24 protein-coding genes and 1 riboswitch are annotated in these 26,549 nt (G+C 45.2%); of the genes, 2 read left to right on the top strand and 22 right to left on the bottom strand.

The annotated features are described in order from the left end of the window. The first annotated feature begins 52 nt into the window (after positions 1–52). Positions 53–385 (top strand): helix-turn-helix domain-containing protein, encoded by a 333-nt coding sequence (locus AC1TPC_RS08010; protein WP_482066341.1) that lies wholly within the window; start codon positions 53–55, stop codon positions 383–385. Between the two features lie 14 nt (positions 386–399). Here AC1TPC_RS08010 and AC1TPC_RS08005 read toward each other — a convergent pair whose 3' ends face one another. The 12 genes from AC1TPC_RS08005 to AC1TPC_RS07950 all read right to left on the bottom strand — a co-directional run bounded on the left by AC1TPC_RS08005 (position 400) and on the right by AC1TPC_RS07950 (position 14,828). After that, the gene (locus AC1TPC_RS08005; protein ID WP_482066340.1) at positions 400–561 is read right to left on the bottom strand and encodes an anti-repressor SinI family protein; all 162 of its coding nucleotides are present in this window, start codon (positions 559–561) and stop codon (positions 400–402) included. A 16-nt stretch (positions 562–577) separates the two neighbouring features. After that, a riboswitch (cyclic di-GMP riboswitch) is annotated at positions 578–659 on the bottom strand. A 212-nt stretch (positions 660–871) separates the two neighbouring features. Beyond that, entirely contained in the window at positions 872–1,939 is a 1,068-nt protein-coding gene (gene galE / locus AC1TPC_RS08000; RefSeq protein WP_482066339.1) for a UDP-glucose 4-epimerase GalE, read from the bottom strand. A 126-nt stretch (positions 1,940–2,065) separates the two neighbouring features. Beyond that, positions 2,066–4,372 (bottom strand): right-handed parallel beta-helix repeat-containing protein, encoded by a 2,307-nt coding sequence (locus AC1TPC_RS07995; RefSeq protein WP_482066338.1) that lies wholly within the window; start codon positions 4,370–4,372, stop codon positions 2,066–2,068. A gap of 49 nt (positions 4,373–4,421) precedes the next feature. Beyond that, entirely contained in the window at positions 4,422–6,002 is a 1,581-nt protein-coding gene (locus AC1TPC_RS07990; RefSeq protein ID WP_482066337.1) for a lipopolysaccharide biosynthesis protein, read from the bottom strand. Positions 6,003–6,011: 9 nt separating this feature from the next. Beyond that, positions 6,012–6,572 (bottom strand): acyltransferase, encoded by a 561-nt coding sequence (locus AC1TPC_RS07985; RefSeq protein WP_482066336.1) that lies wholly within the window; start codon positions 6,570–6,572, stop codon positions 6,012–6,014. Positions 6,573–6,586: 14 nt separating this feature from the next. After that, positions 6,587–7,768: a glycoside hydrolase family 88 protein gene (locus AC1TPC_RS07980; RefSeq protein WP_482066335.1), complete on the bottom strand. Its 1,182-nt coding sequence runs from the start codon at positions 7,766–7,768 to the stop codon at positions 6,587–6,589. Between the two features lie 23 nt (positions 7,769–7,791). Beyond that, complete coding sequence (locus AC1TPC_RS07975) at positions 7,792–8,973, bottom strand: glycosyltransferase (RefSeq protein ID WP_482066334.1); 1,182 nt, start codon at positions 8,971–8,973, stop codon at positions 7,792–7,794. An 11-nt stretch (positions 8,974–8,984) separates the two neighbouring features. Next, positions 8,985–10,178, bottom strand: a complete 1,194-nt coding sequence (locus AC1TPC_RS07970) for a glycosyltransferase (protein ID WP_482066333.1) — start codon at positions 10,176–10,178, stop codon at positions 8,985–8,987. Positions 10,179–10,185: 7 nt separating this feature from the next. Then, complete coding sequence (locus AC1TPC_RS07965) at positions 10,186–11,343, bottom strand: polysaccharide pyruvyl transferase family protein (RefSeq protein ID WP_482066332.1); 1,158 nt, start codon at positions 11,341–11,343, stop codon at positions 10,186–10,188. Next, positions 11,340–12,386: a glycosyltransferase gene (locus AC1TPC_RS07960; protein WP_482066621.1), complete on the bottom strand. Its 1,047-nt coding sequence runs from the start codon at positions 12,384–12,386 to the stop codon at positions 11,340–11,342. Before AC1TPC_RS07960 ends, AC1TPC_RS07965 begins: the two co-directional genes overlap by 4 nt. A gap of 2 nt (positions 12,387–12,388) precedes the next feature. Continuing rightward, positions 12,389–13,609 carry a glycosyltransferase gene (locus AC1TPC_RS07955; RefSeq protein ID WP_482066331.1) on the bottom strand — a complete coding sequence of 407 codons (1,221 nt, stop codon included), beginning with the start codon at positions 13,607–13,609 and terminating at the stop codon, positions 12,389–12,391. Between the two features lie 22 nt (positions 13,610–13,631). Then, entirely contained in the window at positions 13,632–14,828 is a 1,197-nt protein-coding gene (locus AC1TPC_RS07950; protein WP_482066330.1) for a nucleotidyltransferase domain-containing protein, read from the bottom strand. A gap of 207 nt (positions 14,829–15,035) precedes the next feature. Here AC1TPC_RS07950 and AC1TPC_RS07945 point away from each other — a divergent pair, with 207 nt between their 5' ends. Further along, entirely contained in the window at positions 15,036–15,692 is a 657-nt protein-coding gene (locus AC1TPC_RS07945; RefSeq protein ID WP_482066329.1) for an acetyltransferase, read from the top strand. A gap of 10 nt (positions 15,693–15,702) precedes the next feature. Here the strand turns inward: AC1TPC_RS07945 and AC1TPC_RS07940 are convergent, their stop codons facing one another. From AC1TPC_RS07940 to AC1TPC_RS07895, 10 genes are all read right to left on the bottom strand, one after another. Then, on the bottom strand, positions 15,703–16,887 hold the full coding sequence (locus AC1TPC_RS07940) for an aminotransferase class I/II-fold pyridoxal phosphate-dependent enzyme (protein WP_482066620.1): 1,185 nt from the start codon (positions 16,885–16,887) through the stop codon (positions 15,703–15,705). A 74-nt stretch (positions 16,888–16,961) separates the two neighbouring features. Beyond that, the gene (locus tag AC1TPC_RS07935) at positions 16,962–17,567 is read right to left on the bottom strand and encodes a sugar transferase (protein WP_482066619.1); all 606 of its coding nucleotides are present in this window, start codon (positions 17,565–17,567) and stop codon (positions 16,962–16,964) included. 34 nt (positions 17,568–17,601) lie between these two features. Then, complete coding sequence (locus AC1TPC_RS07930) at positions 17,602–18,345, bottom strand: glycosyltransferase (RefSeq protein ID WP_482066328.1); 744 nt, start codon at positions 18,343–18,345, stop codon at positions 17,602–17,604. Positions 18,346–18,356: 11 nt separating this feature from the next. After that, positions 18,357–19,430 carry an EpsG family protein gene (locus tag AC1TPC_RS07925; protein ID WP_482066327.1) on the bottom strand — a complete coding sequence of 358 codons (1,074 nt, stop codon included), beginning with the start codon at positions 19,428–19,430 and terminating at the stop codon, positions 18,357–18,359. Positions 19,431–19,472: 42 nt separating this feature from the next. Next, a complete protein-coding gene (locus tag AC1TPC_RS07920; protein ID WP_482066618.1) occupies positions 19,473–20,378 on the bottom strand; it encodes a glycosyltransferase family 2 protein in 906 nt (301 codons plus the stop codon). Positions 20,379–20,394: 16 nt separating this feature from the next. Further along, entirely contained in the window at positions 20,395–21,516 is a 1,122-nt protein-coding gene (locus AC1TPC_RS07915; RefSeq protein ID WP_482066326.1) for a glycosyltransferase family 1 protein, read from the bottom strand. Beyond that, complete coding sequence (locus AC1TPC_RS07910) at positions 21,407–22,594, bottom strand: glycosyltransferase (RefSeq protein WP_482066325.1); 1,188 nt, start codon at positions 22,592–22,594, stop codon at positions 21,407–21,409. The genes AC1TPC_RS07915 and AC1TPC_RS07910 overlap by 110 nt, the downstream gene beginning before the upstream one ends. Beyond that, positions 22,557–23,723, bottom strand: coding sequence for a glycosyltransferase family 4 protein (locus tag AC1TPC_RS07905; protein ID WP_482066324.1), 1,167 nt, complete (start codon positions 23,721–23,723; stop codon positions 22,557–22,559). Before AC1TPC_RS07905 ends, AC1TPC_RS07910 begins: the two co-directional genes overlap by 38 nt. Before the next feature lie 23 nt (positions 23,724–23,746). Continuing rightward, the gene (gene galU, locus AC1TPC_RS07900; protein ID WP_482066323.1) at positions 23,747–24,628 is read right to left on the bottom strand and encodes a UTP--glucose-1-phosphate uridylyltransferase GalU; all 882 of its coding nucleotides are present in this window, start codon (positions 24,626–24,628) and stop codon (positions 23,747–23,749) included. A 25-nt stretch (positions 24,629–24,653) separates the two neighbouring features. Further along, entirely contained in the window at positions 24,654–26,480 is a 1,827-nt protein-coding gene (locus AC1TPC_RS07895; RefSeq protein ID WP_482066322.1) for a polysaccharide biosynthesis protein, read from the bottom strand. Positions 26,481–26,549: the final 69 nt, after the last annotated feature.

Here is a 26,549-nt window from a genome sequence, read left to right as displayed (position 1 = left end):
TTTCGTTATAATAGTAATTGTCTACAACGATGTGATAACGGAGGAGTTTCTTATGATCGGAGAACGTATTCAGATGCTGCGCAAGAGAAAAGGCCTTTCCCTAACAGAGTTATCTCAACGGGCGGGCGTCGCAAAATCTTACTTAAGCTCCATTGAACGAGGGCTCCAGCAAAATCCTTCGATTCAATTTCTTGAAAAGGTAGGCGCGGTTTTAAACGTAACCGTTGAAGAATTTCTCAATAACAACGAAAAAACGGATCGCACCCCCGATCACCTTGACAATGAATGGGCTGACTTAGTTAGAGAGGCAATGGCCTCTGGCGTAAGCAAGGATCAGTTTAAAGAGTTTCTAGAATTTAATAAATGGAAAATTAAGCGCGAATAGCGCTTTTTCCGCTTTTATACAGCTGTTTCCTGAATATCATCCTTCTTGCTTTCCTCTAGGGCTAGCAGCACCTTCCTCACATCTTCCTTACTGAACCCCAAAGAACGTGCACTCATGATTAATGCTACCCACTCCATATCCAAGTCCTGATTGTCATCGGAATTTATAAGTACCATTTCCCCATGTCCCCCATTCATTTTGGGACGGTTGCACCACTGACTCCATGCGTTTAAGGTGCCCAGATACTAAACGCATTTCAACGTCTCCCTATGCTTGTCATTCACTTATAGCTGTATTATAAATCACCAATTATGCGCATGCTGTCGCTTCATGTCTTACTAAAATGATAGATAAATACATTTTTTGTCGAATGTTTTCAAGCAATGTAAAATGACATAGAATTTATGTACTATACTCCGCTAGGTTTGATCAGCTAGGTTTGATCAGCTAGGTTTGATCAGCTAGCTTTGAAAATGGCAATTTTCCCTATTGCGCCGCTTCTATGTACGAAGCCGCTGCCAGCTCAGACATCAAATAAGGCTCTACTTCAAAACCGTTCGGATTCGCATATTGCCACCGCCAAGAATCTCTGCACATCTCTTCAATGCCGCGAATAGCAGCCCAATCCAGTTCCTCGTTTGCCTTATGCGTATCCGCATAGCAAATCGCAATATCGCCTGGTCTGCGGTCTACAATTGTATACGGAATGCTGCGCCCGGATACCTTCTCGAATGCAGCAATCATCTCCAGCACGCTATAGCCGCGGCCGGTGCCAAGATTGAAAATATCTACGCCTGATTTAGTCATCATTTTTTTCAGTGCCTGCACATGTCCCAGCGCCAAATCGACGACATGGATATAATCCCTTACGCCAGTGCCGTCTACAGTAGGATAATCACTTCCAAAAACGTTCACTTGCGCAAGCTTCCCAACTGCTACCTGCGTGATGTAAGGCATCAGATTGTTTGGAGTGCCATTCGGATTCTCACCAATCCTTCCGCTAATGTGGGCGCCCACCGGATTAAAGTACCGCAGGATCGAAATGCCCCATTCCTCATTCGACACTGCTAAATCTTGTAAAATTTGCTCCAGCATAAGCTTTGTTCTGCCGTAAGGATTCGTCGCACCTAGCGGCGAGGCTTCTGCAATAGGAACCTGCTCCGGCAAGCCGTACACCGTTGCAGAGGAGCTAAATACTAGTTTATGCACCCCGAATTTTTTCATGACTTCACATAGGATTAAGGTGCTTGTAATATTTGTATGGTAATAGGACAATGGCAATTGAACCGATTCGCCAACAGCCTTAAGACCTGCAAAGTGAATGACCGCTTCTATCGAATGCCTGGCGAATACACCCTCCAGCCCGCCGCGATCCATGAGGTCCATTTTGTAAAACGTGAACGTTTTGTTCGTTATTTCTGCGACTCTGTTTAATGAGATGTGGCTGCTGTTGGACAGATTATCGACGATAACGACCTCATATCCCGCTTCAAGAAGCTCTATGCATGTATGACTTCCGATATAACCTGCACCGCCAGTAATTAAAATTGCCATTTCATTATCTCCTCCAAATATTCATTATAAGGAACGTACAATTCTTTATTAAGAACATGCTATCAAATAAATTCCCTGCAAGACGAACAAACTGCAGGGAAGTATTTTCTTCTTCAGCTTCTAGAATTAGGCGCTCCCTAAATCCGTATTATCCTCTAACCGGATATATGGTGCCGTTCCGGTTACGGTTACTCCTCTAAATACAGACTTCGCGACGATTGCCGATTGATTATGACGCAGCCAGTTGAAGTTGAGTTTACTATTTTCAAAGTAGGAGCTCGAGATAATTGCCTTTTTCGTATTGTCAGCTTTTCCAACAGAGGCATTTATAAAGGTAGATCCCGTTACAAGTGAATTCCCGTCCATTACGATTCCTAGATTATGAAACAGCCCGTTGCGCAAAGTAACCTGCCTCGAATACTTCGCATCATTTGAGCCAAGCTGAATATCGGTATTGCCCAAAAGCGGAGTTTTAGCCCGTATAAACTCACTATTGCTAACATGACTGCCTTCAAATCTAGCGGAGCCTTCAATGATCGTCAATCCATTTACAATGGTCGGGCGGCCTGCATAATCTTGTGGAACCAATATCGACAGATCGTAGTTTTTTACCGTTATATTTTCTAATACAGCACCTGCAGCGAGCAGATTAAAGTTCGGTGCGAGCGTGTTATTCGGGCGCCAATCCCGCTCTACTGTTATATCTGCCAAATAGCATCTTCCGTAATTATATCGGCTGACATTAAATCCTGGTGTCCCTGCATCTGCAATGATTGCCGGCGCGCCTCCCAGCGTCTCGGAAACCTGAAAGCCGAGTGAAGTAACGTTTACGGTGTAATACATCTTATCGACGCTGATTCCAGTCGGAACCTTACCGATCCATTGCTCAAACGATACTTGTGCTCCATTGCCCGCGCCATGCGCCGTTTTAAACGTGAAGGTGCCAGCAGCAACATTTACGGCAGGCGATCCAAAATAGCCATAAATGCTTGAGCCATATACCGAGCCATCCTTGACCTGACAATCCCGAACGACTGCTCCCCTTACATCCAGCAGCTTTAAATTCCCATTTCGAATAACGGCCCCGTTCACGAAGTTATCGCCTTGTACCCATAGCTCGCATCCATGAAATGAATTATTAACATATTTGACATTCGGAAAATTCGGATTCGAGCTCACTCCGCCAATGTTAGAGCCTTCAAAGGTATTTCCGTCCAATAAGACATTGGTGCCGTCTGCATTAACGAAATGGCCGCGCACGTTATTATAAATATAATTATCTTCAATATGAATGCGGTAGTTCAGCTCCAGCCCGTTAGGACGATCCGCTCTTTTGTACGGAATATTGGTCTCACTATACATGGATTCGATATCGATGCCGAACATAGGCGGCGTACCGTTTCTAAAATTCGTCGTGACTCCGTCGTCTGCATACCCGATATGATGAATTTTATTTCTGAAAATATGGGTATCGTTTGACGCGCAGATGGAAATGCCTTGTCTTCTGCAATGATGGATATGACAATCATGAATAAGAACATTTTGACCCATTTGGTCCTGTGTATATAAGGCGGGATCAAGCAAATACTTCTCATAACCGGTTAAAATTCCATCTCCTGTACAATCCGAAATTTCCATTTGTCCGATTTCGATTTGATTGGAACCAAACGATCCAATTCCATAACCGCTTTCATGCGTATAAAATGAACTATCTACCTTGGCCCGAATATCAGCAATTTGACTATCGGTTAAAGGCGATGTTAGCTGTATAGCAAATATCATTTTATTGTTTTTACTCAAATCCTTATTTTCATTAAGGAACCATCCTCTTCCACCTGCGCCGGCAGGTGCAAAAACGCCGTTCGTCCGAGATCCAACTAGCGCAGCATTTGAAATAGTATCTTTATATTGATAGAATTGATAGCCAGCTGCACCCACCCCCGGAATGCTCCATAGTCTGAAGCTTGCAAGAAGACCTGGGTTTGCATAACGATCAATGACCTCGCTGCGTATCCAGTTCGGGTTATTATTCAGCGTACCGTCAGCATTTACGCCGCCTCTGACAAACTTCACCTCAATCTCGTATATATGCTCCTTTTTGTCGCCTACCAGCTTGCCTCCTGATACTTTTGCATTATTGATCCCTCTCATTTCAATAATGGTGTAATTCGGGGAGGAATTACCCTCCAGCTTAATGACGCAGCCCTGCTCCAGCTCCAAATGAATGCCGCTCTTCATGTTGATAGCTACGAGAGAACTTGGATCGAGTCCGACCGTATAGCTCCCCGCTGGTAGTATGACATGGATAAAGCCTTCAGATTTTGCCCAATCGATAGCATCATTAATTCCTTTGGTCGTCTCTGCTGCATTCATGCCCGTGTTGCTAATATTGAATCGAGCTAGTTCTATTCGGTAAGACCCATGTAGATTCATAGCCTTCACCATCCTTTTACTTCATCGTATGTAGCTTGTCAGTAAAAGGTTACTCGTTGCGGCCAGCCTCCAGTCTATGACGGCGTTTCATAGTCTTCCTTAGGATTGTTCCTGCGCTTGGCAGTTTGTTTAATAGATTTAGCACAATTCCTAGCAAATATTTGAATTGCTCCGTTCGATGGAAAACCAAAATATATATCCCATTTACGAGTACGAGACAAATGATGCCTTTAAGTGAAAGCCATAATAAATGGGTTGAAGGCAGGAACTGATTAACAGCGGCCACAACACTACAAGCGATAATTCCAAGAGCGGTGTATAGGATGTAAGCCGTATAATAATGCCTTAAAGGCTGATGAAACACTTTACGATACACAAGCAGCGGCGTATACCAGAAAGGAACCGCTAATGCGCTAACTAATGTGCCAATGAATATACCGGCTATTCCCATATAATGGACAAGAAGCAGTGATACTCCGATATTGACGACAGCTTGGAATAACGGCGCATAACGATCCTCATGAAAGATCCCGGCTGTTGTTTTTACCGCGCTTAATGAATTTCGCATTCCTCTTTCATAGAAGGATAGAACCAGCACCAGCAGCACGGCATTGGTCATCATATATGCTGGGCCAATCCAAATCGTTATGAGCGGCTCAATCAATAAATAAAGGCCAATGGAGAGAAGCGAATATAACCAAAAGTTCATCAGGTAAGTCACTTTGAATATTCGATAAACGGCATCGGAGCTTTCCTTGGCCACCAAATTTCCTAAGCTGTGATACATGTTCGAGAACACCTGGTTCAGCAGCGTTCGGCATATATCGATCAGCATTTTGTAATTGGAATAGAGGCCGACGGCCGTGATGCTTACAAATGAAGAGATAAGGATGCTGTCCACACCAAAAATAAAGTAATTGCCGACATTTTGAAGAATGATCGCTTTCATATTTTTAATAAAATTGGCTTTGGTTTCGGGGTCCAGATTGGCTTTAACCTTCTGCTTTAAGTATGGATACAGCTTATCTACTATTAAGACTAAAATAATGGATGTTAGGATGGAGAGTGCGCTTTCTACCACAAGATATAATATATAATTTTCCGTGTAATATAAAATCGCAATTTTCATGCAGGTCGAGACGATGGCCGATATGGAAAATACGGCGGTTACGATGTAATTTTTCTGGTTTACATTCAAAAAGGAATGCTTGTAAACAAACAAATAAGGAGCCGCTGTATTAATAAGAAAAAGCATATAAATCAAATTAAGATTTTCTACACTTGTTTCCTTAATGAAGAAATGCAAGAAAGGCATAAGCGCTAAGCCGAGAAGAAGCACGACTCCAGCTATAACGAGATAAGCTTTTTTGTACAGCTCCATTAAAGCAAATATTTTAGGACGATCATTATCAGCGACAGGCTTATAGAGGTTATAAATGATGCTGGAGCCAATTCCGGCCTCTGCTAGCGTAAGCATGGCTAGAATGCTGGTGAATAGCCCATTAATACCTAAATACTCCATACCTAAGCTATTGATAAATACGGTCCTCGATACGAAGCTTAAAATGGTAATGACGAGCTGATTCCCTAGTCCGACAGTAATATTCAATAGTGAACTTTTTACCCTCATGCGAATCCCCTATCTGACAAATCCCATTGTTCCAAGCAAATCTTTGGACATCTCATTTTTTTGCTTCTCAGTAATATTGCCATTTATGGTATAGCTTTCGTCATACTTGTGATGCTCTTCGAGCAACGCTCGAGCTTTCTCCATATACTCCTCAATGCTGCAAATCTCTTTGGCAGGATTGCCTCCAACAATAACACCTTTGGGAACAGATTTAGTAACAACGCTTCCTGCTGCAATAATGGAACCACTGCCAATTGAAACGCCTGGCATAATAATTGCTCTTGCACCAATAAACACATCGTCCTCTATGTTGACACAGCCAATTTTCGTATAGCCCGTGAACGGCTTGCTGCTAGCATCATGAGCTAATATATAGGCATGAGGAGCTATTGTCACATTATTACCTATACTAATCAACCAGCAATGAGAGTAATCAAAAATAACTCCAGGCTGGATTGAGCAATTTCGACCAATCTTCATGCCCATTTTCACATAATCTTGAATCCATATTTCCTCTGTTATCCATTTGCGTATTCTTGCTCTTGTAAATGATATTAGTTTGTTCAGCATCGACACACATCCTATTACCTTCCTAATACCTTTGAATGATTGGCAATACGAATACAGAATCCCTGTGTAAAAGGAAGAATATTAAATAACATGGAATATACGCCTATATCCTTGGTATCCCCTTGTGAGAAATCGACTGCACCGTTTCTTCTGGTCACCTTCATGAGATATTGGACCGCACGGTCCGCCCCTTCGGCGCATTCTTCAGCCAGCTCATCGATCTGGGAGGCTTGCAGCAAAAACCAGCCTAACGTAGCTGTTGTAGAAGAATCCGCTCTTGTCTCATTTCGAGTTACGGTCCAGTTCCAATTGCCTTCAGGCCTTTGAAAATTTAGAATCGCTCGCGCGAATTTTTTCATAAAGCGCTCCAGCTTCGGCTTCGATTCATGCGAATCCGGCAGTTCGCGCCAAGCATCGCTAAGCCCGATTGCCAGCCAGCCCAGCCCTCGCCCCCAGCCGAATAAGCCTAACGGCAAAGTATTCTCCATGTGATAAGCATGGCTTGGTATGCAATGGTCACCTAACATGCCGTGCTTCTCATATTGCTCCAGCTGCTTGACAGCTAACTGCACGCATTCCGGCTTGTTATACTTTAATCCATAAGCAACGAGGAATGGACATATAAAGCCAATCGTATCGACATAGCGGTAATTTTTCATAAATTTGCGATACTGAACCGTTCCGTCCTCTCCAATATGCGCCTGAATGAGCGCCCATGTGCTGTCGAGGGCCGGCTTATATTTCTCGATGTCTATCCCTTCCAGCTTCATCACGCCGTAGGCAAGTATGCCGGAATCAATATAAGCAGGCTGCTCTCTCCATTGACCATTTGCATCAAATTTTGTATGGAGAAACCGTTCGATCTTGCTTGTCATTCCTTTATCCGAACCGTTCTTCAAACACTCGCTCAGTCCGAGTAAAAGGGAAGCCTCCTGCCAATGCTGAATCACGCTTTTCGAATAATTGCCTTTCAGCATGTCGATGGCTACCAATCTCACATTATCCGTTACTTTAACTTTGGGTGTATGATTAAGCCAATTAGCGCCGATATGCGTAATGGATTGATTCCATTCTTGTTTGTTTCTGTATCTTCCGATGTGAATTCTACTCACCCAATCTCTGCTGATCGGCATAATATCAATACAAATAATAATAACGGTTATCGCCAAAAAAATAGCTGCTGCAATCTCTAACAACGTATTCACTCCTTCATAAACCTTTAGATCAATGCATACAGCTTTTCAATTTCCATCTCGGTTCCATAGTGTTCCTTGGAGAGCTGTCTCACCAAAGAATCTCTCAGCTTCTCGTCATCGATCAACAGCTTTATTCCGTCAGCTAGTGCTTCTGCGTTCATGTCAACGATTAATCCGTTTTGGTTATGTACGATTTGATCCTTTGCCGTACTGAAATTCGTAACGATAATCGGTTTATTCAAAATCTTCGCTTCATCAATAGCGATGGATTTCCCCTCAAAGCGCGAGGATTGAACATAAAGATCCGCCTCTTTCATATAGGGGTATGGATTTTCCTTGATTCCCAACAAGTGAAAGTGACTAGCGAGCTGATGCTGCACAATGAGCTGCTCCAGCTTACTCCGATCTTCCCCTTCGCCTATGACATACCATTTCACGTTATACCCTTTATCCACCAAAACCTTGCAAGCCTCTATAGCCATCTCAAAGCCTTTCTGATAATTCAAACGCCCGATAGAAACGATTTTAATCCCATTAATCGGTGCAAAATCCGTATCCTCTTCTGACATATCATGAATCATGGCAGGCGAAACAATGTTGTGGATAACTTTTACCTTTCCACTATGCTGTGGGAACCTTTGTATTAATACTTCTCCGCAGCCGTCCGAGACTGTGACGAGATGATCCAGCTGCGCAAAGTAAGGAGCATCCAAATATGGATCCATCCGCAGCTTGTCGTAATCATTGTGGATAAACCCGATTTTTTTGGCTGCGTTTGCCTTCTCGATGCTGAAATAGACCGGATTTTTCTCCAGAAACCCAATTGCCGCATCATATCTTTTATGAAGCATCGGCAACGTTTTAGATAAATATTTCCACACTCTTTGCTCGCATCTTGCTGGATTCTTTTCTGTAAAAAAGATGTATCCCGCTCTCAGCCTTGCCAAGGCTAAGTCGATTTTCCCCTTTTTTAAGCAATCCATAATCGCCAATTTCATAGACATATCGAAATAGCGGTAATGAACGGGCTCTTCCAGCAGGTTTACAGCGCTCGGAACTTTGCTCAAAAAAATCCCTTCGTGCTTGAACAAATAGAGATCCACTTCAAATCTAGCGTAATCGATCGTTTGCAATAGCGAGAGAAGCGACTTCTCGGCACCGCCGCAGTTTAGATTATTCATGACAAACAGCAGTTTCATTTTCAAGGCATTTCCACCTATCCAAAAATTTTATACACCTTATGAATCTCTTCTTCCGTACCTAGATGGAGACCGGATAAATATTGCGTCAACCTTGAACGCGCTTCTTCGTCTTCGATCAGCTTCGAAATGCCTGCTGCAATGGCGTCGACATTCAAATCAACGATTAGTCCCTCGACTCCATCCTTAATTTGGTCCTTTGCTGTGCTGAAATTGGTAATGACAATAGGCTTCGATAATATTTTGGCCTCGTCAATCGCAATCGCTTTTCCTTCAAACCAAGACGTTTGCACATAGATGTCCGCCTGTTTAAGATAGGGGTACGGATTTGCTTTCAAACCAAGCAGCTTAATATTTTGTTCCAGCCCTTCCATTGCAATCAGCTGTGTTAGATTCTCCCTTTCTTCCCCTTCGCCAATAATATTCCACTGAAAGTTGAAGCCTCTGTCCAGCAAAATTTTGCAGGCTTTTATCGACAGCTCAAATCCTTTCTGCGTATGCAAACGGCCAATCGACAAAATAACGATTTCGCCGCTCTTGCGGTCATAGACATCTTCCTGAACCAGATCTGCGAGCTGATTGATCAGCTTTGGCGATACAATATTATGAATGACTTCAACTTTCGTTTGTTGATTAGGAAATCTTTGTTTTAAAATATGACCGCATTCCTCAGAGACCGTAACAATATGATCCATCTTTGCAAAATACGCCTGATCGAAATAAGGATTCATGCCCAGCTTGTCATAATCGTTATGAACCCACCCTATCTTTTTGACGGCATCGACCTTCTCCGCGCAAAAGTATATCGACGTTTTTTCCAAAAAACCGATAGCCACGTCGTATTTCTTATCAATGACGTCCATGGAACGAGCGATATACTTCCACCCTTCCTGCTCATTGACACTAACGCTTTTTGACAGCCTGCTTTTGTAGCTGAACATGATACGGCTAAAGGCAAGTCTCGTATTTCGCTTGCGCAGAAACTGTGATACCGAAGGCAAAAGAGGCTTAATAAAACGATGATAGCTTTCAGATAATGGCAAAATCCGAACATGCTCAGGCACCAAGTCCATAAATATGCCTTTGTGGCTAAACATAAACAGGTCAACATTGTAGCGATTAAAGTCAATTTGGGTAATCAAATTGATCAAGCTTCGCTCTGCACCGCCAGCTGAAAGACTTGGAATAACAAATAATAAGTTTTTTTTCATGCTCACCTCAGGCCAGACCGCATAAATAATCGACCGCTTTATAAGACATCTTCTGAATGCCTGGAATTTCCTGCTTGAGCTTCTTAATGAGCGCTTCCTCTTCTCGAACCATTTCGTCGAACTTCTGGGTCAAGAGGACGCTGTTCGATATTTGCTCGATACCAAGCACCAGCTTTTCTTCGCCAAAAATATCTTTTGCTATTCCCTTGGACTTCACGCTGTACCCAAGCACCATAGTCGGTACGTAGTTCGAGTATGCGGCAATGGTAGCGTGCGTACGAGCGCCAATAAAGAACCTCATCCTCGCGATATAGCCTTTATACTGAATCGCTGTTAAATGATCCGGTAATAGGATAACTCTTCCCGTATGCTTATATGTCTCGTAATAGCTTTTCAACACTTCATAATCATTGTTTCCATCTATAATAACGTGTGGAGTTAAAGCAATCGTCATATCGGTTTTCTCCAAAATATGCCGAATCAGCTCATCAATCGCAGCCTGTGACTGTTTATTTCGTTTCCACACAAGCGGACTGAAGTTAAGTCCTACTGTATTCCCCTCCTGCCAGCCCTTTGGCAAATCCAGCTCTTCTTTTTCCATCGTGAATGCGGGGTCAGCACATAGCTTGACGTTCTTGAGTCCCCTTCCAACAAGCATATTGTAGGTCAGCGATTCACGGGATAAAATGAGATCAAAGAGCTTTAAATCCTCCAGCTTTCTCTCCGACATATCTTCTTCCCCGATGGAGCAGCCCCACAAGACAAGCTTCTTGCCCTGCTCCTTTACTCGCCTATCAATTTCATACCAGCCTGGCTGCTCGCCATAGCAATAGTTGTCTCCGCCGATCGATAAACAAACATCCATATCTTTAATATTTTTTATAATATTGTGGTGAATCTTCCCAAGCGCATAGGATTCATCCTGGTACAGCTTTACCTTTAATGAAGAGAGGAACCAGTCATACGAATATTTTTTTATTTCTAGTTTAGATCCATCGTATATGCCGTCCAGCTTGCCGATCACTTGATCGGTTTCCGGCTGATCAGATGCTAGATACACCTTGGCGTCCTTTATCCGCTCCTTTAGAATCGCTGTGGAAGAGCGAACGATCGCTTCACAGCCTCTATTCAAGCTGCCATTATGAGCAAACATCATTATTTTCATATCATTATCCCCCGCGCTTTTCTATTTCTGAATCTGCTGTATGCTGTCAATAAATAAATGCCCAGCCATGATTTTTGAGCAATCAGAAATAATAATGTTTTTTGGTAATGACCTAATTCTCCATTCATTTCGTTAACGTAGACAGGCAAAGCTTCCCTTACATCCTGATGCAAAACCATTCGTTTCACATAATGAATCTTGTCTGCGAATCGCATATTAGATGAAGGCTCCAGATAAATATGGATGTAGGCCATTACGCTGTGAATCAGCTTTATCGCTTTCAATTGCTGGATGCTTGCTCCGTTCATGACGTTCAAGTAACAGGATGGAAGCTCTGCCGCGTATACCTCGACCGCACGACCGAAATAATCTTTCGCTGCAGCATTTCTAGTCGCACTCTCGGCTGTCTCGCGGTAATGGTAGCCGGTGTAATCGATATATATCAGCTTCCTTGCATGGCTAAAGAAATAAATATTAAATATCCCATCCTCGCCAAGCGCAACCTTTGCTGGAAATACAATTTCATGCTCTTGAATGAGTGCGTTCCGGTATATTTTGTTGCAGGCAGTGTTTAATTGCTCGCTCTTCAAGAAGAAGGGCAATATTTGTTTTTGAATATCGGCAGCGCCAAGAACGGCATCAACGGGGAATGGATATTTCGTAATCAGATGATGCCCATTAAGCTCACTTTCAAAGTTTGAGATCACAACATCGCAATCTCCAGATTTAGCCGCAGCGTAGAGCCTTTCATACATATCCGGCTCAATATCATCGTCTGCGTCAACGAAGCCGACATACTCTCCAGCAGCGGCCGCCAAGCCAGCATTTCTAGCCAGGCTGACTCCCTTGTTGTCTTGATTAATGAGAATGATCCGGGCAATATTTTTCCGATAGCCTTCAATGATTTCCTTGCTATTGTCTGTCGAGCCGTCGTTTACAAAAATAAGCTCGCAATCTTCTATAGTCTGCTTCAAGAGAGAGTCTATGCAACGTTTAATATAAGGCTCAGCATTGTAGACTGGAATAATCACACTTAGCTTCATACTCACTTTGCGATGCTCCTCTCAAAGGGCTGAAACAGGCTATAAAGCTTATCGAGCTCATGGCCATTTCCATAATCGACTTCTGCGCAGTTTCTGGATAGCCGCTCCCTAAGCTCCGGATCTTGATAGAGCCTTGCTATCCCCTCCGCAATCCCCTCAACGGATAATTCGGAAATAACACCGTCAATCTCATTAAGGACTTGGCTGCTGGCAGTCGAATAATTCGTTATGACAATTGGCTTTCCTAATATTTTTGCTTCCGTAACCGTCACTGCTTTCCCTTCGTATCTGGAAGGCTGCACATATACATCGCAAGCTTCAATATAGGGATACGGATTGATTTGCTTGCCAAGCAGAATAAAACGATCCTCCAGTTTATATTCCGCAATCAGGCTTTGAATCATCGCTTCATCTCCGCCGTAGCCAACAACGTACCAGACGATATCGTCATAGCCTTGATCGACAAGCAGCTTGAGCGCTTTAACGGCATTATCGATTCCTTTCGCATGAGACAGTCTGCCTACTGTGAGCAGCTTAAAGCGCGTATCCGAATCCATTGGGTTAACAGCCAGCTTCTCGGATGCCATCGTTCTAATGAACTCGGGCGACATCATGTTCTCGATTACGATCGTCTTATTTCTTAAAGTAGGATACTTGTCTAAAAATGATTCTCTGCACGCATCGGAAACAGCGATAATATGGTCAAATTTATTCCACATCTTTAAGTCCATCATACGAAGGGTATGTACTGTAGAAAAATCAGTATGTATCCATGCACATTTCTTGTTGGCTTTCACTTTGTCTGCTACAAAATAATGAGGCCATAGATAGCTGATCGCCACATCATATTCAGCCGTTGACTTCGGAAGGAAAGGCAGAGCATACTTCCACATGAGCTGCTGCTGAATATAACCCGATTCTTGTACTTCCTTCATACGGCCTATGATACGCGCATGAATTTTAGATAACAGGCGAGCAATGCCTAAATGCAGCTGCTTCGATAGCAATAGGCTTCCAATGCCCTTTCTGAAACTGGCATATTGCGGAATCTCATCGAGAAGCCTCGCCTTATCATTTAGAAGCGTCATGAAATCTCCCTTATGCCGATACAGCATTAATTCGACATGACAAGAATCATAATGGAGCTCATCCAGCATGCCAGCAAGGCTTCGCTCGACACCTCCGACCTCCATATCATAGGAAGCAATAAGCCATTTTTTCATCGTTTTCTCCTTACTTAAAAAATCAATCTTTGGAAGCTGCAGCATTGGTTTTCATCTTCCTCCATCCCCATAACAACGGACGAAGCGGAAAATACAAGACATGCAGCGCCTTAGGAAGCGGAAGAGTCTCCGCATCCTCCGGATAAGGGAACATAAAGCTTGCTATAAACTGTATTTTTTGCAGTACCGTCAGCAGGGTGAAGAGATACCGTTTATGGTAGCGGCTTACTTCTTCCGGTATCGGCGGGGAGTGCAAATTGACCAGCCGATAAATATAGAACATGGCATCCTCCGCGAGCCAGTGCGCTTTCCTGCCCGCAAGCAGCGGCTTCATCTCATTGCGAAGCGGCAGCGACAACAAGCGTGCTGCGAGCAGCAGTGCCTGCCCGCCAATATGGGAATAGCTATGCTTCCGAAGCAGCTTAACAAGCTTCGGCCAATCCAGCTTCTGATTAACGAGCTGCTTGATGTCAAGCAGCCAGCGAAGCCTTGACCAGCCGTGCCGAGCTCCGTGGGATACCAGGAACATAAACAAATCTTCTCTTCCCAGGTAATAAATCGGACGGTTGATCAATGCGCTCTTGCGCTTGCGGCTCCAAAGATCATTAAAGCTTGGCTCCTTTGACGGAGCTGGATTCAAACGCCAGTGAAGCTCAACCTTAATTCCTTTTTTCGGATGCACAAAGGTCGTATGATGATGTCTCCACTTCCAATCATTCAGTACCGAAACGATATATTCATCCTTCACGTACCCAAGGGATACTAGTAGCGCTTCTGCATGCTCCAGCTCCTTGAGCGGAATGAGGAGATCGAGGTCACAAGAAGTGCGCAGCGATACATCTCCATACAAATCGGCAGCTATGACCGGTCCCTTCAAAAACAGCGAACGCAATCCGCGCTCAGAAAATTCCTTGGCGAGCTGCTCCATCTCTCCACTGAGCGTAAGCATCTGCAGCGTATTGCGATAATAGTCACGTTGAAACATTTGGGTGACAAATATCGGGACATCCGCTGATTTCAGCTCCTGAAGCTTGCGATTGACAGTAGGAAATACCCGATGATGCCTAGCTAGCTCGATAAATCGGTCCCAATCCGCGTTTTGCAGCAGCTCCTGATAATCAAAGGACAGATCAGCCTCATCGTCTGACGAGAGAAAGGCAAGCATTAATCGCAATTCGCCAGAGAGATCTTCATTATGGAGAGTGACGTTGTTATTCATGAATATCTCCTTCATACTAATTAGCCAATAACGAACAAAATACTTATTTTGTTCTATAAAACGAACACAAGTACAGATTATCACCTTCCCTAATTTCTGTCAATCATCATTGCATATGTTCACTATACTTTTACAAAAAAGGATATGCATCTGATAGAATGGAAGAGTCCATTGCCATGATTTAAAGAATTAGGAGGATGAAAGCTGATGCAAAACATTATTGTATATGGTGCTGGCGGTCATGCGAAGGCCGTCATTGATACGATTGAGAAAACGGGCTTATATCGAATCGCAGGCTTGCTGGATGACAATCGACCGGCAGGTACTATCATTTATGGCTACGAGGTTTTAGGCGATAAAGGCTGGCTTGCAGCTAACCTGGATTCCGTAAGCGGCGGCATCGTTGCAATCGGAGATAACTGGTTTCGATCTAGACTAGCTGCAATGATCTCTGACATCCATCCGCGCTTTGCCTTTATTACAGCCATCCACCCTTCAGCCTCTATTGCAAGGGGCGCTCAGATCGGAACTGGATCCGTCATTATGGCAGGCTGCGTCGTAAATAGCGATACAACGATTGGCGAGCACTGCGTTCTCTATTCCCAAGCAACGGTCGATCATGATTCCTCGCTCGGCAGCTTCGTCACGCTGGCTCCAAAGGCAGGTACAGGAGGCGGCGTCAGCATTGGCGACCATTCCGTTATTTCGATTGGCGCGAATATTATTCACGGCAAAACGATTGGCGAGCATACCGTTATTGGCGCGGGCTCTACCGTCTTAACCGATATTCCGTCTTATCAGGTCGCATACGGCACGCCAGCGAAAGTCATTCGTGCAAGAGAGAAGGGCGAGCGTTACCTGTAGCCCTGGGCGTCTATGCCGATTGAACGGTTTTCACCGCTGCTCGATCGAAGACGCTATTCATGCAATCCACGACTCTTACCTGATCCAAGGAAGTCATGCTCGAACCTGACGGCAAACAAATGCCGCTTTGGAACAAACGCTCGCATACGGACTCGCCGCCTTCGTGGGCGTAGAACCTGCAGCCTTCAAAGAGCGGCTGCAAATGCAGCGGCTTCCATAGCGGACGGGCCTCAATGTTGGCAGCCGTCAAGGCATCCAGCAGCTCCAAGGTCGTCGTATCCATCTCATGCTCGTCGATGACGATCGCTGTCAACCATCGATTGGAGTTTGTACCGGCTAACTCAGGCATAAAGCTGATGCCCGCGCGATTCGAGAACGCTCCAGCATAGTTTTCATATACCGCTCTTCTTGCGGCTACCCGTTCATCCAAAACCTCTAATTGCGCTCTGCCAACACCGGCTAGCAGATTGCTCATCCGATAATTGAAGCCCATGCTGCTGTGCTGATAATGTGCGGCCGCATCCCGGGCTTGCGTCGCAAGAAAGCGCGCCTTGCGCAGAAGCTCTACATCATCTGATACGAGCATCCCGCCGCCCGAGGTCGTAATGATTTTGTTCCCGTTAAACGAGTAGATGCCAAACTTGCCAAAGGAGCCGCTTTGCTTGCCCTTATAGGTGGACCCCAGCGATTCCGCAGCATCCTCAACGACAGGCACCTCATATTGCTCGCAAAGACTCCTTATTTCGTCCATCTTCGATACTTGCCCGTACAGATGAACGACGATTACTGCTTTGGGCAGCTTCCCCTGTCGATTCGCATCCTCAAGGGCTTGCTGGAGCGCCTCTGGCGACATATTCCACGTATCCGGCTCGGAATCAATGAAGACGGGCTCTGCCCCGCAATAACGAATTGGATTCGCGCTCGCCACAAACGTAAAGCTTGAGCAAAATACGGTATCCCCTGCACCTGCGCCAAGCAGCTGCAGCGATAGATGGATAGCTGCCGTTCCAGAGCTGACCGCTACCGCATCCGCAGTGCCGACATAGTCTGCCAGCTGCTTCTCGAAAGCGTCTATATTCGGACCAAGCGGAGCTATCCAGTTGGATTCAAACGCTTCATCGATATAATTTCTCTCCTTCCCGCTCATATGAGGAGGGGATAAATATATTTTTTTCATTTCATTTGCCGACACTATGCTACACATCCTTTATCCTTTTTTTGAAAATAAAAAGCCACCCCCCAAGCAGATTCGCTGCTTGAGAAATGGCTTTATCCTTCACTATGGCTTGTCGTTCCTTGAAACATAGGCATCGTCACATGATTGGCATTCGATACGCCCTCGGACCGAATAACCTTCTTCACCGTCAGCAGCAGAATCTTTAAATCCAGCGCCAAGCTTTGATTTTCCACATACCATACGTCACGCTCAAATCGTTCTTCCCACGAGACATCGTTTCTGCCGTGAATCTGCGCCCAGCCCGTTATGCCCGGCTTGACCAGATGCCGCTTCGCTTGCTCTTCATTGTAAAGCGGCAAATACTCCATAAGCAGCGGGCGGGGGCCAATGAGGCTCAACTCGCCTTTGATGACGTTAATCAGCTGAAGAAGCTCATCCAGGCTGAATTTGCGCATGAGGCTTCCGAAGGCAGTAAGCCTGAGGTGATCGGGCAGCAGCTGCCCCAGGCTATCCTTCTCCGACGTCATCGTTCGAAATTTATAAACATAAAAGGGAACGCCGTGCTTGCCAGGACGCTGCTGCTTAAATACGATTGGCGAGCCAAGCTTAATCCTAACCAATATTGCGGTCGCAGCAATGACAGGAGACAACACCAGCAGCAAAATACTAGAAACAATTAGATCAAACAATCGTTTTATCATCGGTATGGACTCCTAATTTCAAACTATGAGCTTATTCGTTCGATGACAGCAGCTGTCTCATCCTTGAGATCATCTTGGGACCGACAACCCGGCTTACAACTCTCTTTACGTCTCCTCTAAGGCGAACATGGGCAGGAAGCCAAGACTGGGCAAAGTGATGAATGCTATAGCTGTCATTCGTGATGTAATTTCCTCCGTTAATATAGTCATAAGGGCTAAAATATGTTCGTGGATAGAAGGTAACGCCATTGCGCAGCACTTGATATTCACCATTCAGCTTGAGGCCATGCCGGCTGCAAATTTCGGTAATGACCGCCGTATTGGTCGTCATATCAAGCGAGCCGTCCGGACGCAGGAAGTTGCGGCTGCCGTAATCATCAAGCAGCTCTTTAATCCACGGATGCCCCTTTTCCGCTCCCATCGTTCCGGATTGCAGAAAGGTCTGATCCTCAAAGCCAGAGAACGCTTCATGCTGAAGGAGCGGACTCAGCGGCTTAATGACCTCAACATCCGTATCCAAATAAATGCCTCCATGCTTGTAAAGCGCATATAAACGAACATAATCGCTGACGAAAGCATATTTTTTTGCCTCATAGGCCTCCTTCACATAGCGATTGGACAAAATATCGAAGCTGTCCTCGTTCCACTCCATCACTTCGTAATCGCCTAAATGCTTTTGCCAGCTGCGCATGCACTTTTCAATCTTCCTTGGCTTCTCGCCCCGTCCGAACCAGCAATAATGAACGATACGAGGGATTTTACTTGAAGCATTCATTTACATCACTCCTAAAACGGCCATTTAATATAATCACTTTTGTAATCCAGTCCGAGGGCAATGACGCTTTCATAGAAATAAAATAAGAAATAAAACACTAAAATCACGATATAGATAAGCTTCTGATCCTTCTCGCGAAACACTTTGATCAACCATGCGATTAAAATAAGCTGATATAAATTGAAATAAATAGCCATTCTTGCGAAAATCCAATTTTGCGTAGCGATTATCATCAACACAACGCCTACCAGCGAGACATTCACGATAATATCGGACTTCGGAAATAGGCTTCTCAATTTTTCTCTGCCAAAATAGGCGATCACAATCGGAATAATCCAGACGATTGCTCTAAGGATGTTGGCCCCGCCTTCATCAAACGATGCATAATTGCTGTACTGGGTATCCTTAATCGCTGTGAATAGCAGCTCGGAAAATTCGTTAAAGCCCACGACAATAAGAACGGCAAGTCCAAGGAGCATAGCGGTCGATCTCGTCCATGCTTTTCGGCGCACGATAAAGTAAATCGGAATCATAATCAACGAGCTTTGATGAATGAATGAAGCGAGTACAACGATGAGTATGTATGGCTTCCACTTGCCCTCTAATAGAAACTTTGTCGCCGTCATTACGATTGCAGCTGCCAGAAACTGCCTCATGCCGTTCATTGAAATGGTGTACGTACCCGTTGTTATGTATAAGAAGATGCTAAGCTCAAACAATCTCGTATATTTAAACAGCACCATAACGATAAGCAGATTGGTCACAATGCCTGTCGTTAGTATCAGAATTTGCGGATCATTCGAAATCTGCTTCAACAGCATTTGCAAAATATTAAAGCCGATATCATTGCTGCCCTTGATAGACTCCCAAGTGAAATCTTCTAATGTATAGCTGTGCATATACAGATAGGTATCTCCAATATTCGATCGCAGCCCGGATACCAATGCGAGCGTAAGTGCAGCTACAATAGCGAGAAATCTGTTCGGTATGATCGGCGAAGGGGCGATCCCTGCTGGTACTGAAAAGTATCTGGCCGCTAGAGAGACTGAGAATACGAAAACCAGCGTCATCCACAGTATCGACATTTTATTCGTCCCTTCCTATAAGATCATTTTGAAACTGCCGCCTCAATGATTTTGCTTCACTACCGTCGCTTTATTCGTGTTCTGAATGTAAAAGTAAAGCAAAACGCCAAACGGAATGGCGAGCAGCGTCACCCATTTGCGAGGCGATTCCCTCAAAAAGTGTTTGTTGCGAATGATCAAGCTGCTGGAAACATAATGAATGGCCTCGCGGATTCTGCCTTTCCATGACGGCGCATAAGCCATCGCCGCTTTGCGAAAGAAGGAGAAGCCGCGCGGATTTTTTTTGTACTGATTAATCATATTCAAGCTTGATCCATCCTGCCGATATTCAACGATGCACAGCACCTCATTCATAATAAGCAGCGGATAATCCTGATCGATAAGGATGTATTTGTAGGATAACGGACAGTACTTCTCACCGGAAAATATCGGATACGGCGGATATTTTCTCGTTATTTCTGAACGGTAAACGAGCTTTTTGTCGCCTTTCACATGATGCAGGGCGTATAGATCCGTCAGCGTTGAAGATTCCAATCGCTCAGGCATTCTGGTGCCGATAACCTCGTAATTCTGGTTCACGTCCAGCCCGACAATGCCTGCAAAACGGTCATTTCCTGCCGTTTGCCAAAACCTCGTTATTTTCTCTACGGCGTCGTCTGCCATGTAATCATCCGAATCGATGCAAACATTAAGCTCCGTTTCGATTCGTTCATAAGCAGCATTATGCGCGCCATGCATCCCCTGATTTTCTTGATAATGATAGCGGATGGATATAAGATTCTCCGCTATCCAGCTTGCGACAAGCTCCCTCGTTTGATCCGTAGAGCCATCGTCAATGATGAGCCATACAAAGCTCTTGTTGCTTTGACGTTTCAGGCTCTCATAGCAAAGATGAAGCGTGTAGGCCCGGTTATAGGTAGGTGTAAACACAGTCAACATCGGCTTCAACATATTATTCCCCCCTTTACCCAAAAGCGGATTTGGACATGTGATTCATATAATAGTCAGACAGCCATTTCGCCATAGTGGACGTATCGTATCCGTTCTTTCTTAATAGCTCTGCTGTATCGGCATGCTCGCGGGACGTACTCAAAATTTGCTCGGCCCAATGTTCGGCAGATTGCTTTAAGCTATTGAAGTGAAGCCTGCCAGTAACGTCGGTCTCCTTCGTAATCGTATCGGAAATGACGCATCTAAGACCGGCTGCCTGAGCTTCAATCAGTACAACCGGCAAGCCTTCAAATAAGGAAGGAAACAGAAAAATATCGATTCCTTGCAGCAGATCCGCTACATCATTTCGAACGCCAAGCAGCTTTACATGTTCTGATAACCCTAATCTTTCTATTTTCTTCTCAATCAATGGCCGAAGATGTCCTTCCCCTGCAAGGACCAGCATCGCGTTCGGCTCCCTGTCATGAACAGCTTTAAAAATATCGATCAAAAAATCATGGTTTTTCTGTTCATTAAATCGTCCAATGTGGCCGATGACCAAGCGATCTCCTGCGGAGAGCTCGGCTCTAATGGCATCACGAGTGCTCGAATTAAAAGAGAACTGCTTTACATCAACCGCATTATTAAGCACAATCACTTGGCCGGAATCTGATATACGCTTGCCGAACAGCCATTTGCCTGCGCTTTTCGAACAGGCAAAGTAGCTGCTCGGATTATCCTTTATCGCAAGCCTTGCATACATGCGGAAGGGCAGCTTGATGTCGAGCCCGAGATCGCTTAAATGGCTATGCATAATTCGGCAAGGAACGCCTGCTTTCTTGGCAGCCTTTAGGATGAAGCTGCTGTTTTCATTAATATGGGCATGCACTACCTGATAATAAGGATGCTCTTTAAAAAATAAGTCCAGCTGCTTAAAATAAGGCGAGTAATTCCCTGGCTTAATTTGCGGCAAACGATAAATTTTCCCGCCTAATGCGATAATTTCTTGATCATAATGACCTTCCTCCGCGCGATGAACGATAAAATCAAACTGAATTTTGCTTCGATCCATTTGACGGTAGTAATTCATCAGCATGGTTTCTAATCCGCCGCGATTCATGACCGTTGCCACTTGCAAGATTCGAACCGGTTTCAACTGCAATCCTCCCCGTATTCCTTTTTCGCATCCAATTGATCGCAGTCAGCATGAAGTAAATGGCGAGCGAAAATTTTATTTTTGCGCATACAAAAAAAGCCTTCCATATGAAAGGACTGTAGCTTGTATCGAACTGTTTAAAAGACTGATTGATCTTATCGCCATGCAGCAGCTTACGCAGTGCCTTAAGCTTCTTCCCAAAGGAAGCGGCCTTTCCCTCACTCATAATATTAAGACCGAGCCCTAATACATTCATGCAAATCCGATTGTTGAATGCTGTTCTATACTCCTCGTCCAGCTGCTTTTCTGTTATAAACGATTGAATAGCGGCATAGAGCCGATCGAATTTATAGGGCAGAGCAGGATTATACGTGGATGTAATCGACTCTGTATTCGAACGCCAATAATGGTAGAGCGGCCGATTAAGGAAAACGAACGATTGGGCATAATAAAAGGCATGAATGTTAAACAACGTATCCTCATTGCTGCCGATGATATCGAGATCCATAAACTTCAGCCCATGATCCTTAAGCAGTTCAGCCCGGTAAAGCTTGGACCAGACCGTACCCCATGCATCCAAATTTTCAGGACTAGCTAATTCTCCTTTCAGTGGACCGACAAGACGCCTAAGCATCTTCGCTTGAACCTCATCAGAGCGATATGTTTGCTTGTCTAGCATATCGAATCGTTTTTCCTTCGAATGCGTCTCAAACTCACGGACATAAGTGCACATCGCGATATCGCTGTCTTCCTGGGCAGCCGCAAGGTACAGCTGCTCATACATACTCTCGTGAACCCAATCGTCAGGATCAACAAAACCGATGTACTGTCCTCTTGCCGCCAATACGCCATCGTTTCTAGCTGCGGATACGCCGCCGTTCGCTTTATCAATGATCGTAATTCGCGAATCTTGGCGGGCGTATTTGTACAACAGCTCCAAGCTGTAATCGCGTGAACCGTCATTAACCGCAATGATCTCGATCTCTCTCAGACTTTGTCTGAGCAAGCTTTGAAGGCATCGGTCCAAATAGTCTTCCATATTATATATAGGCACGACGATACTGACTTTGGGATTCATTTTGTTCCCCCACCATAAACGACTTGTAAATTTCGCTTAGCTCCTGCTTGACCTGGATTAAGCTGTACTTCTGCACAAGATGCATGCTCTGCATGCCCATTAACTGCCTTAGCTCAATCGACTCGCTTAGCTGCTTCAGCCTTTTTGCAAATAGTTCCGTGTCATGAGGCGCAACCACATACCCGTTCTCGCCATCGCGAACAAGCTCAGAGTGACCTCTATTCGCCGTTGCCACAATCGGCAGCCCGCAAGCCATCGCCTCCATAATATTGACCGGCAGCCCTTCGCGCAGGCTGGATGCAACAGCGGCATCGCACATCGGCAGCAGACTTTCGATATCGCTCCGATAGCCTAGAAAATGCACCATGGAGCCAACGCCAAGCCGATGCGCCAGCTCTTTGCACGTTTCAAGCAGCTGCCCCGTTCCAGCAAGCAGCAGCCTCGTATGAGGCATCTGCTCTTTGATCGCAGCAAGCGCATGGATCAATAGCTGATGGTTTTTATTTTTGTTGAATTCAGCTGCATAGAAGAGAAGAAAATCATCCGTGCGAAAATCAAGCTCCTGCCTTAGCCGCCATTTATCGATTTTTTGAATAGGCTTATATTGAATTGTATTTACGCCGACGCCATGAACCTTCGCAATTTGCTTCGCTTTGAAGCCCTTGGAGACGGCAAGCGCATAATCCTCATTATTAATCGTAATGAGACAGTCCGTTAAACGAGACAAACTCTTCTCAATCGGATAATAGAGCATCCAGTTCAGGAGCGAGGCTCCTTTGCAGAAATGGAAACCATGCGCCGTATAAATGATTTTTGTGCCTTGTTTTCTAACACTCGATGCAGCAAGCCTAGCAAGCACGCCGCCCATCGGCGTATGACAATGAATCATTTTATAATTCTGCTGCTTAATAATGGCCTTCAGCTCTTGATGAGCCTTGATATTGTTCAATCGCAAGGGAGATCGCTCAATCGCCAAATTAAACTTCTTGTCAACAAAAGGGAGGTTCAGCTCGCCCTTTGCGGCGACATGAACCTCCCATCCCTGCTGCTTGAACCATTCCATAATAGGCAGGTGAAAAGCCTTAAAGTGATAATCAACGGTAGCGCAAAATAATATTTTATTCGGCATAAGTTTACCATCCTATACTAGAATTATTTTCTAGCAGCTTCTTGTTCAACCATTTGAGACAGATAGTTTAACAGCTCGTAGCGCAGATCCTCACGTTGAAGCGCGAATTCGATCGTCGTCTGGATAAAGCCCATTTTCTCGCCAACATCATAACGCTTGCCTTCGAACTCGTAGGCATAAACCGCTTCGGATAAATTTAAAGCCGCAATCGCATCAGTCAACTGTATTTCGCCGCCCGCGCCAGGGGTTTGATTGCCCAAAATGTCAAAAATCGCAGGGCTTAATATGTATCGTCCCATAATCGCCATATTCGATGGCGCCGCTTCTCTGGCAGGCTTCTCAACCAAATGCCTAACTCGGTGGAAGGAATCCTCCATCCGTGCTCCATCAACGATCCCGTAACGGGAAACCGCCTCTTCCGCTACACGTTGAACGCCGATGATCGAGGTGCGATATTGCTCATATTTCTCAATCATCTGCTTGATGCAAGGCTTCTCCGCCGAGATGATATCATCGCCCAGCAGCACGGCAAACGGCTCATCTCCGATGAACTTGCGAGCGCACCAGATGGCATGCCCTAGACCCTTTGGCTCCTTCTGGCGAATATAATGAATATCCACCATATCAGCCGACTTGCGAACCTCGCTCAGCAATTCGTATTTATGCTTAGCCTCTAAAATTTGCTCAAGCTCAATCGAATTGTCAAAATGATCCTCAATCGCTCGTTTTCCTTTGCCGGTCACGATAATAATATCTTCAATGCCCGATTCGATCGCTTCCTCGACGATGTACTGAATGGTAGGCTTATCGACAATCGGCAGCATTTCCTTCGGCATTGCTTTAGTTGCAGGGAGAAATCTAGTTCCGAGTCCCGCGGCTGGAATAATGGCTTTTCTAACCTTCATAGCATTTAGCAACTCCTTCGTCATTTTAGCCTGTTACTGAAGCAAATTCTGGAAGCTCTACGATGTTGTTCGCAAGATCGAGCAGTCTAACCCGTAGTTCCGCTTTGCTCATACTGTCGTGAATCGCAATCATTTCTTCAATTTGCTCAAAATAAATCTCAAACGATTTGCCAATATAAATTTTCGGATATACCTGCTTCTCGTTCATTTCATTGTCCTTGAGCATTTCCTCAAAGAGCTTCTCTCCCGGTCTAATGCCCGTGTACTGAATGCCGATCTCCTCGACCGTGTACCCCGACATTCGAATGACATTTTGCGCAAGATCGGTTATTTTGACCGGATCTCCCATGTCGAGAACGAATATTTCGCCGCCCCTAGCCAGCGCGCCGGCTTGGATAACCAATCGCGATGCCTCCGGTATCGTCATAAAATAGCGAACCATGTCAGGATGCGTGACCGTTACGGGCCCGCCCTTCTCGATTTGCTTCTTAAACAGCGGAATAACGCTGCCTCGGCTGCCCAAAACGTTGCCGAAGCGAACCGCTACAAATTTGGTCGTGCTGAACCGGTCCAAATGCTGTATGACCATTTCCGCAATTCTTTTCGTCGCCCCCATAACGCTTGTCGGATTGACCGCCTTATCGGTAGAAATCATGACAAACGTATCGACGCGAGCCTGGCTGGCCGCTCTTGCTGCATTCAATGTGCCCATCACGTTATTTTTGAACGCTTCCTCTGGATTTCTCTCCATTAACGGCACATGCTTATGTGCAGCCGCATGATAAACGACCTGAGGACGATGAGCCTGCATGACCGCCATCATTTTATTCGCATCCTGCAGGTCTGCGATTTCGGTCACAAATTCGATGTTGGTGTGCCCGTAGAGCTCCCTCAGCTCCATCTCAATGGAATAGATGCTGTTCTCCCCGTGTCCAAGCAAAATAAGCTTCTCTGGCAGAAACCTAGAAATCTGCCTGCATACCTCCGAGCCAATCGATCCGCCCGCTCCCGTTACCATCACGACCTTCTGGGTGACATAACCCGAGATACTTTCGATATCCAGCTCTACAGGCTCGCGGCCTAATAAATCCTCGACCTGTACATCACGAAATTGGCTGACCGATATTCTCCCCGTAGCCAAATCCTCAAGCATCGGTATAATTTGCGTCTTTGCTTTCGTTTTCGCGCATTCGCTAAAGATCGTGTTAAGCTGTTTTTTGCTTAGTGACGGGATCGCAATTACTATATTGTTGATGTCATGCAAGGTCGCTATCTTGGCAATGCTCGCAACGCCGCCTAGCACAGGCAATCCCATAATATCGAGATTATGCTTGTTGACATCGTCGTCTATGAAACCCATCGGGATGAGCTCCGTGTCGCTGTTGCTTAGCAGCTGCCGAGCAAGCATCGTACCCGCTGAGCCTGCTCCAACGATCAATGTGCGCTTTCGCAGGCCGGCATGCTTATTGTAGCTGCCTCGAAAGATTCGCCAGCAGAGCCTTGAGCCTCCGATCAGCATCATATGAATCATCCAAGTAACGGCGAGCAGACGCATAAACACATCCCCCATCACCAGCTGCTGAATGACGGCCGCTGCAAGAATGGAGAAGGAGACCGACTTCGAAATGATCAGCAGCTCCCCGACGCTTGCATATTCCCATGCCTTCTTATACAGCTTGTAATAGAAGGAGAAGAAATGATGACTCAATAAGAGCGTGATCGAGCTGATCACAATCGGTGTCGTTACCACATCAAGCGAAGCGCTAAGTAAAAATCGGCTAAAAAAGATGGCGGTAAACACGATCATGGAGTCGATTAAAATCAATAATGACAATCTTTGTCGGTACGTCAAAGCCATTTCACCCTTTCCTGTCATACATCAAATAAAGTTGATGCTAATAATCGTTAGCTCTCGCCAATA

The organism is Paenibacillus sp. Y280 (genome assembly GCF_056786335.1).
The sequence above is the reverse complement of the archived record's forward strand: the minus strand, read 5'-3'. Positions and strand labels throughout refer to the sequence as shown.

What these genes read in the sequence shown, in the direction of transcription:
- AC1TPC_RS08010 (WP_482066341.1), top strand. Translation starts at nt 53, where the DNA reads ATGATCGGAGAACGTATTCAGATGCTGCGCAAGAGAAAAGGCCTTTCC.
- AC1TPC_RS08005 (WP_482066340.1), bottom strand. Translation starts at nt 561, where the DNA reads ATGGTACTTATAAATTCCGATGACAATCAGGACTTGGATATGGAGTGG.
- galE (WP_482066339.1), bottom strand. Translation starts at nt 1,939, where the DNA reads ATGGCAATTTTAATTACTGGCGGTGCAGGTTATATCGGAAGTCATACA.
- AC1TPC_RS07995 (WP_482066338.1), bottom strand. Translation starts at nt 4,372, where the DNA reads ATGAATCTACATGGGTCTTACCGAATAGAACTAGCTCGATTCAATATT.
- AC1TPC_RS07990 (WP_482066337.1), bottom strand. Translation starts at nt 6,002, where the DNA reads ATGAGGGTAAAAAGTTCACTATTGAATATTACTGTCGGACTAGGGAAT.
- AC1TPC_RS07985 (WP_482066336.1), bottom strand. Translation starts at nt 6,572, where the DNA reads ATGCTGAACAAACTAATATCATTTACAAGAGCAAGAATACGCAAATGG.
- AC1TPC_RS07970 (WP_482066333.1), bottom strand. Translation starts at nt 10,178, where the DNA reads ATGAAAAAAAACTTATTATTTGTTATTCCAAGTCTTTCAGCTGGCGGT.
- AC1TPC_RS07965 (WP_482066332.1), bottom strand. Translation starts at nt 11,343, where the DNA reads ATGAAAATAATGATGTTTGCTCATAATGGCAGCTTGAATAGAGGCTGT.
- AC1TPC_RS07960 (WP_482066621.1), bottom strand. Translation starts at nt 12,386, where the DNA reads ATGAAGCTAAGTGTGATTATTCCAGTCTACAATGCTGAGCCTTATATT.
- AC1TPC_RS07955 (WP_482066331.1), bottom strand. Translation starts at nt 13,609, where the DNA reads ATGAAAAAATGGCTTATTGCTTCCTATGATATGGAGGTCGGAGGTGTC.
- AC1TPC_RS07950 (WP_482066330.1), bottom strand. Translation starts at nt 14,828, where the DNA reads ATGAATAACAACGTCACTCTCCATAATGAAGATCTCTCTGGCGAATTG.
- AC1TPC_RS07945 (WP_482066329.1), top strand. Translation starts at nt 15,036, where the DNA reads ATGCAAAACATTATTGTATATGGTGCTGGCGGTCATGCGAAGGCCGTC.
- AC1TPC_RS07930 (WP_482066328.1), bottom strand. Translation starts at nt 18,345, where the DNA reads ATGAATGCTTCAAGTAAAATCCCTCGTATCGTTCATTATTGCTGGTTC.
- AC1TPC_RS07925 (WP_482066327.1), bottom strand. Translation starts at nt 19,430, where the DNA reads ATGTCGATACTGTGGATGACGCTGGTTTTCGTATTCTCAGTCTCTCTA.
- AC1TPC_RS07910 (WP_482066325.1), bottom strand. Translation starts at nt 22,594, where the DNA reads ATGAATCCCAAAGTCAGTATCGTCGTGCCTATATATAATATGGAAGAC.
- AC1TPC_RS07905 (WP_482066324.1), bottom strand. Translation starts at nt 23,723, where the DNA reads ATGCCGAATAAAATATTATTTTGCGCTACCGTTGATTATCACTTTAAG.
- galU (WP_482066323.1), bottom strand. Translation starts at nt 24,628, where the DNA reads ATGAAGGTTAGAAAAGCCATTATTCCAGCCGCGGGACTCGGAACTAGA.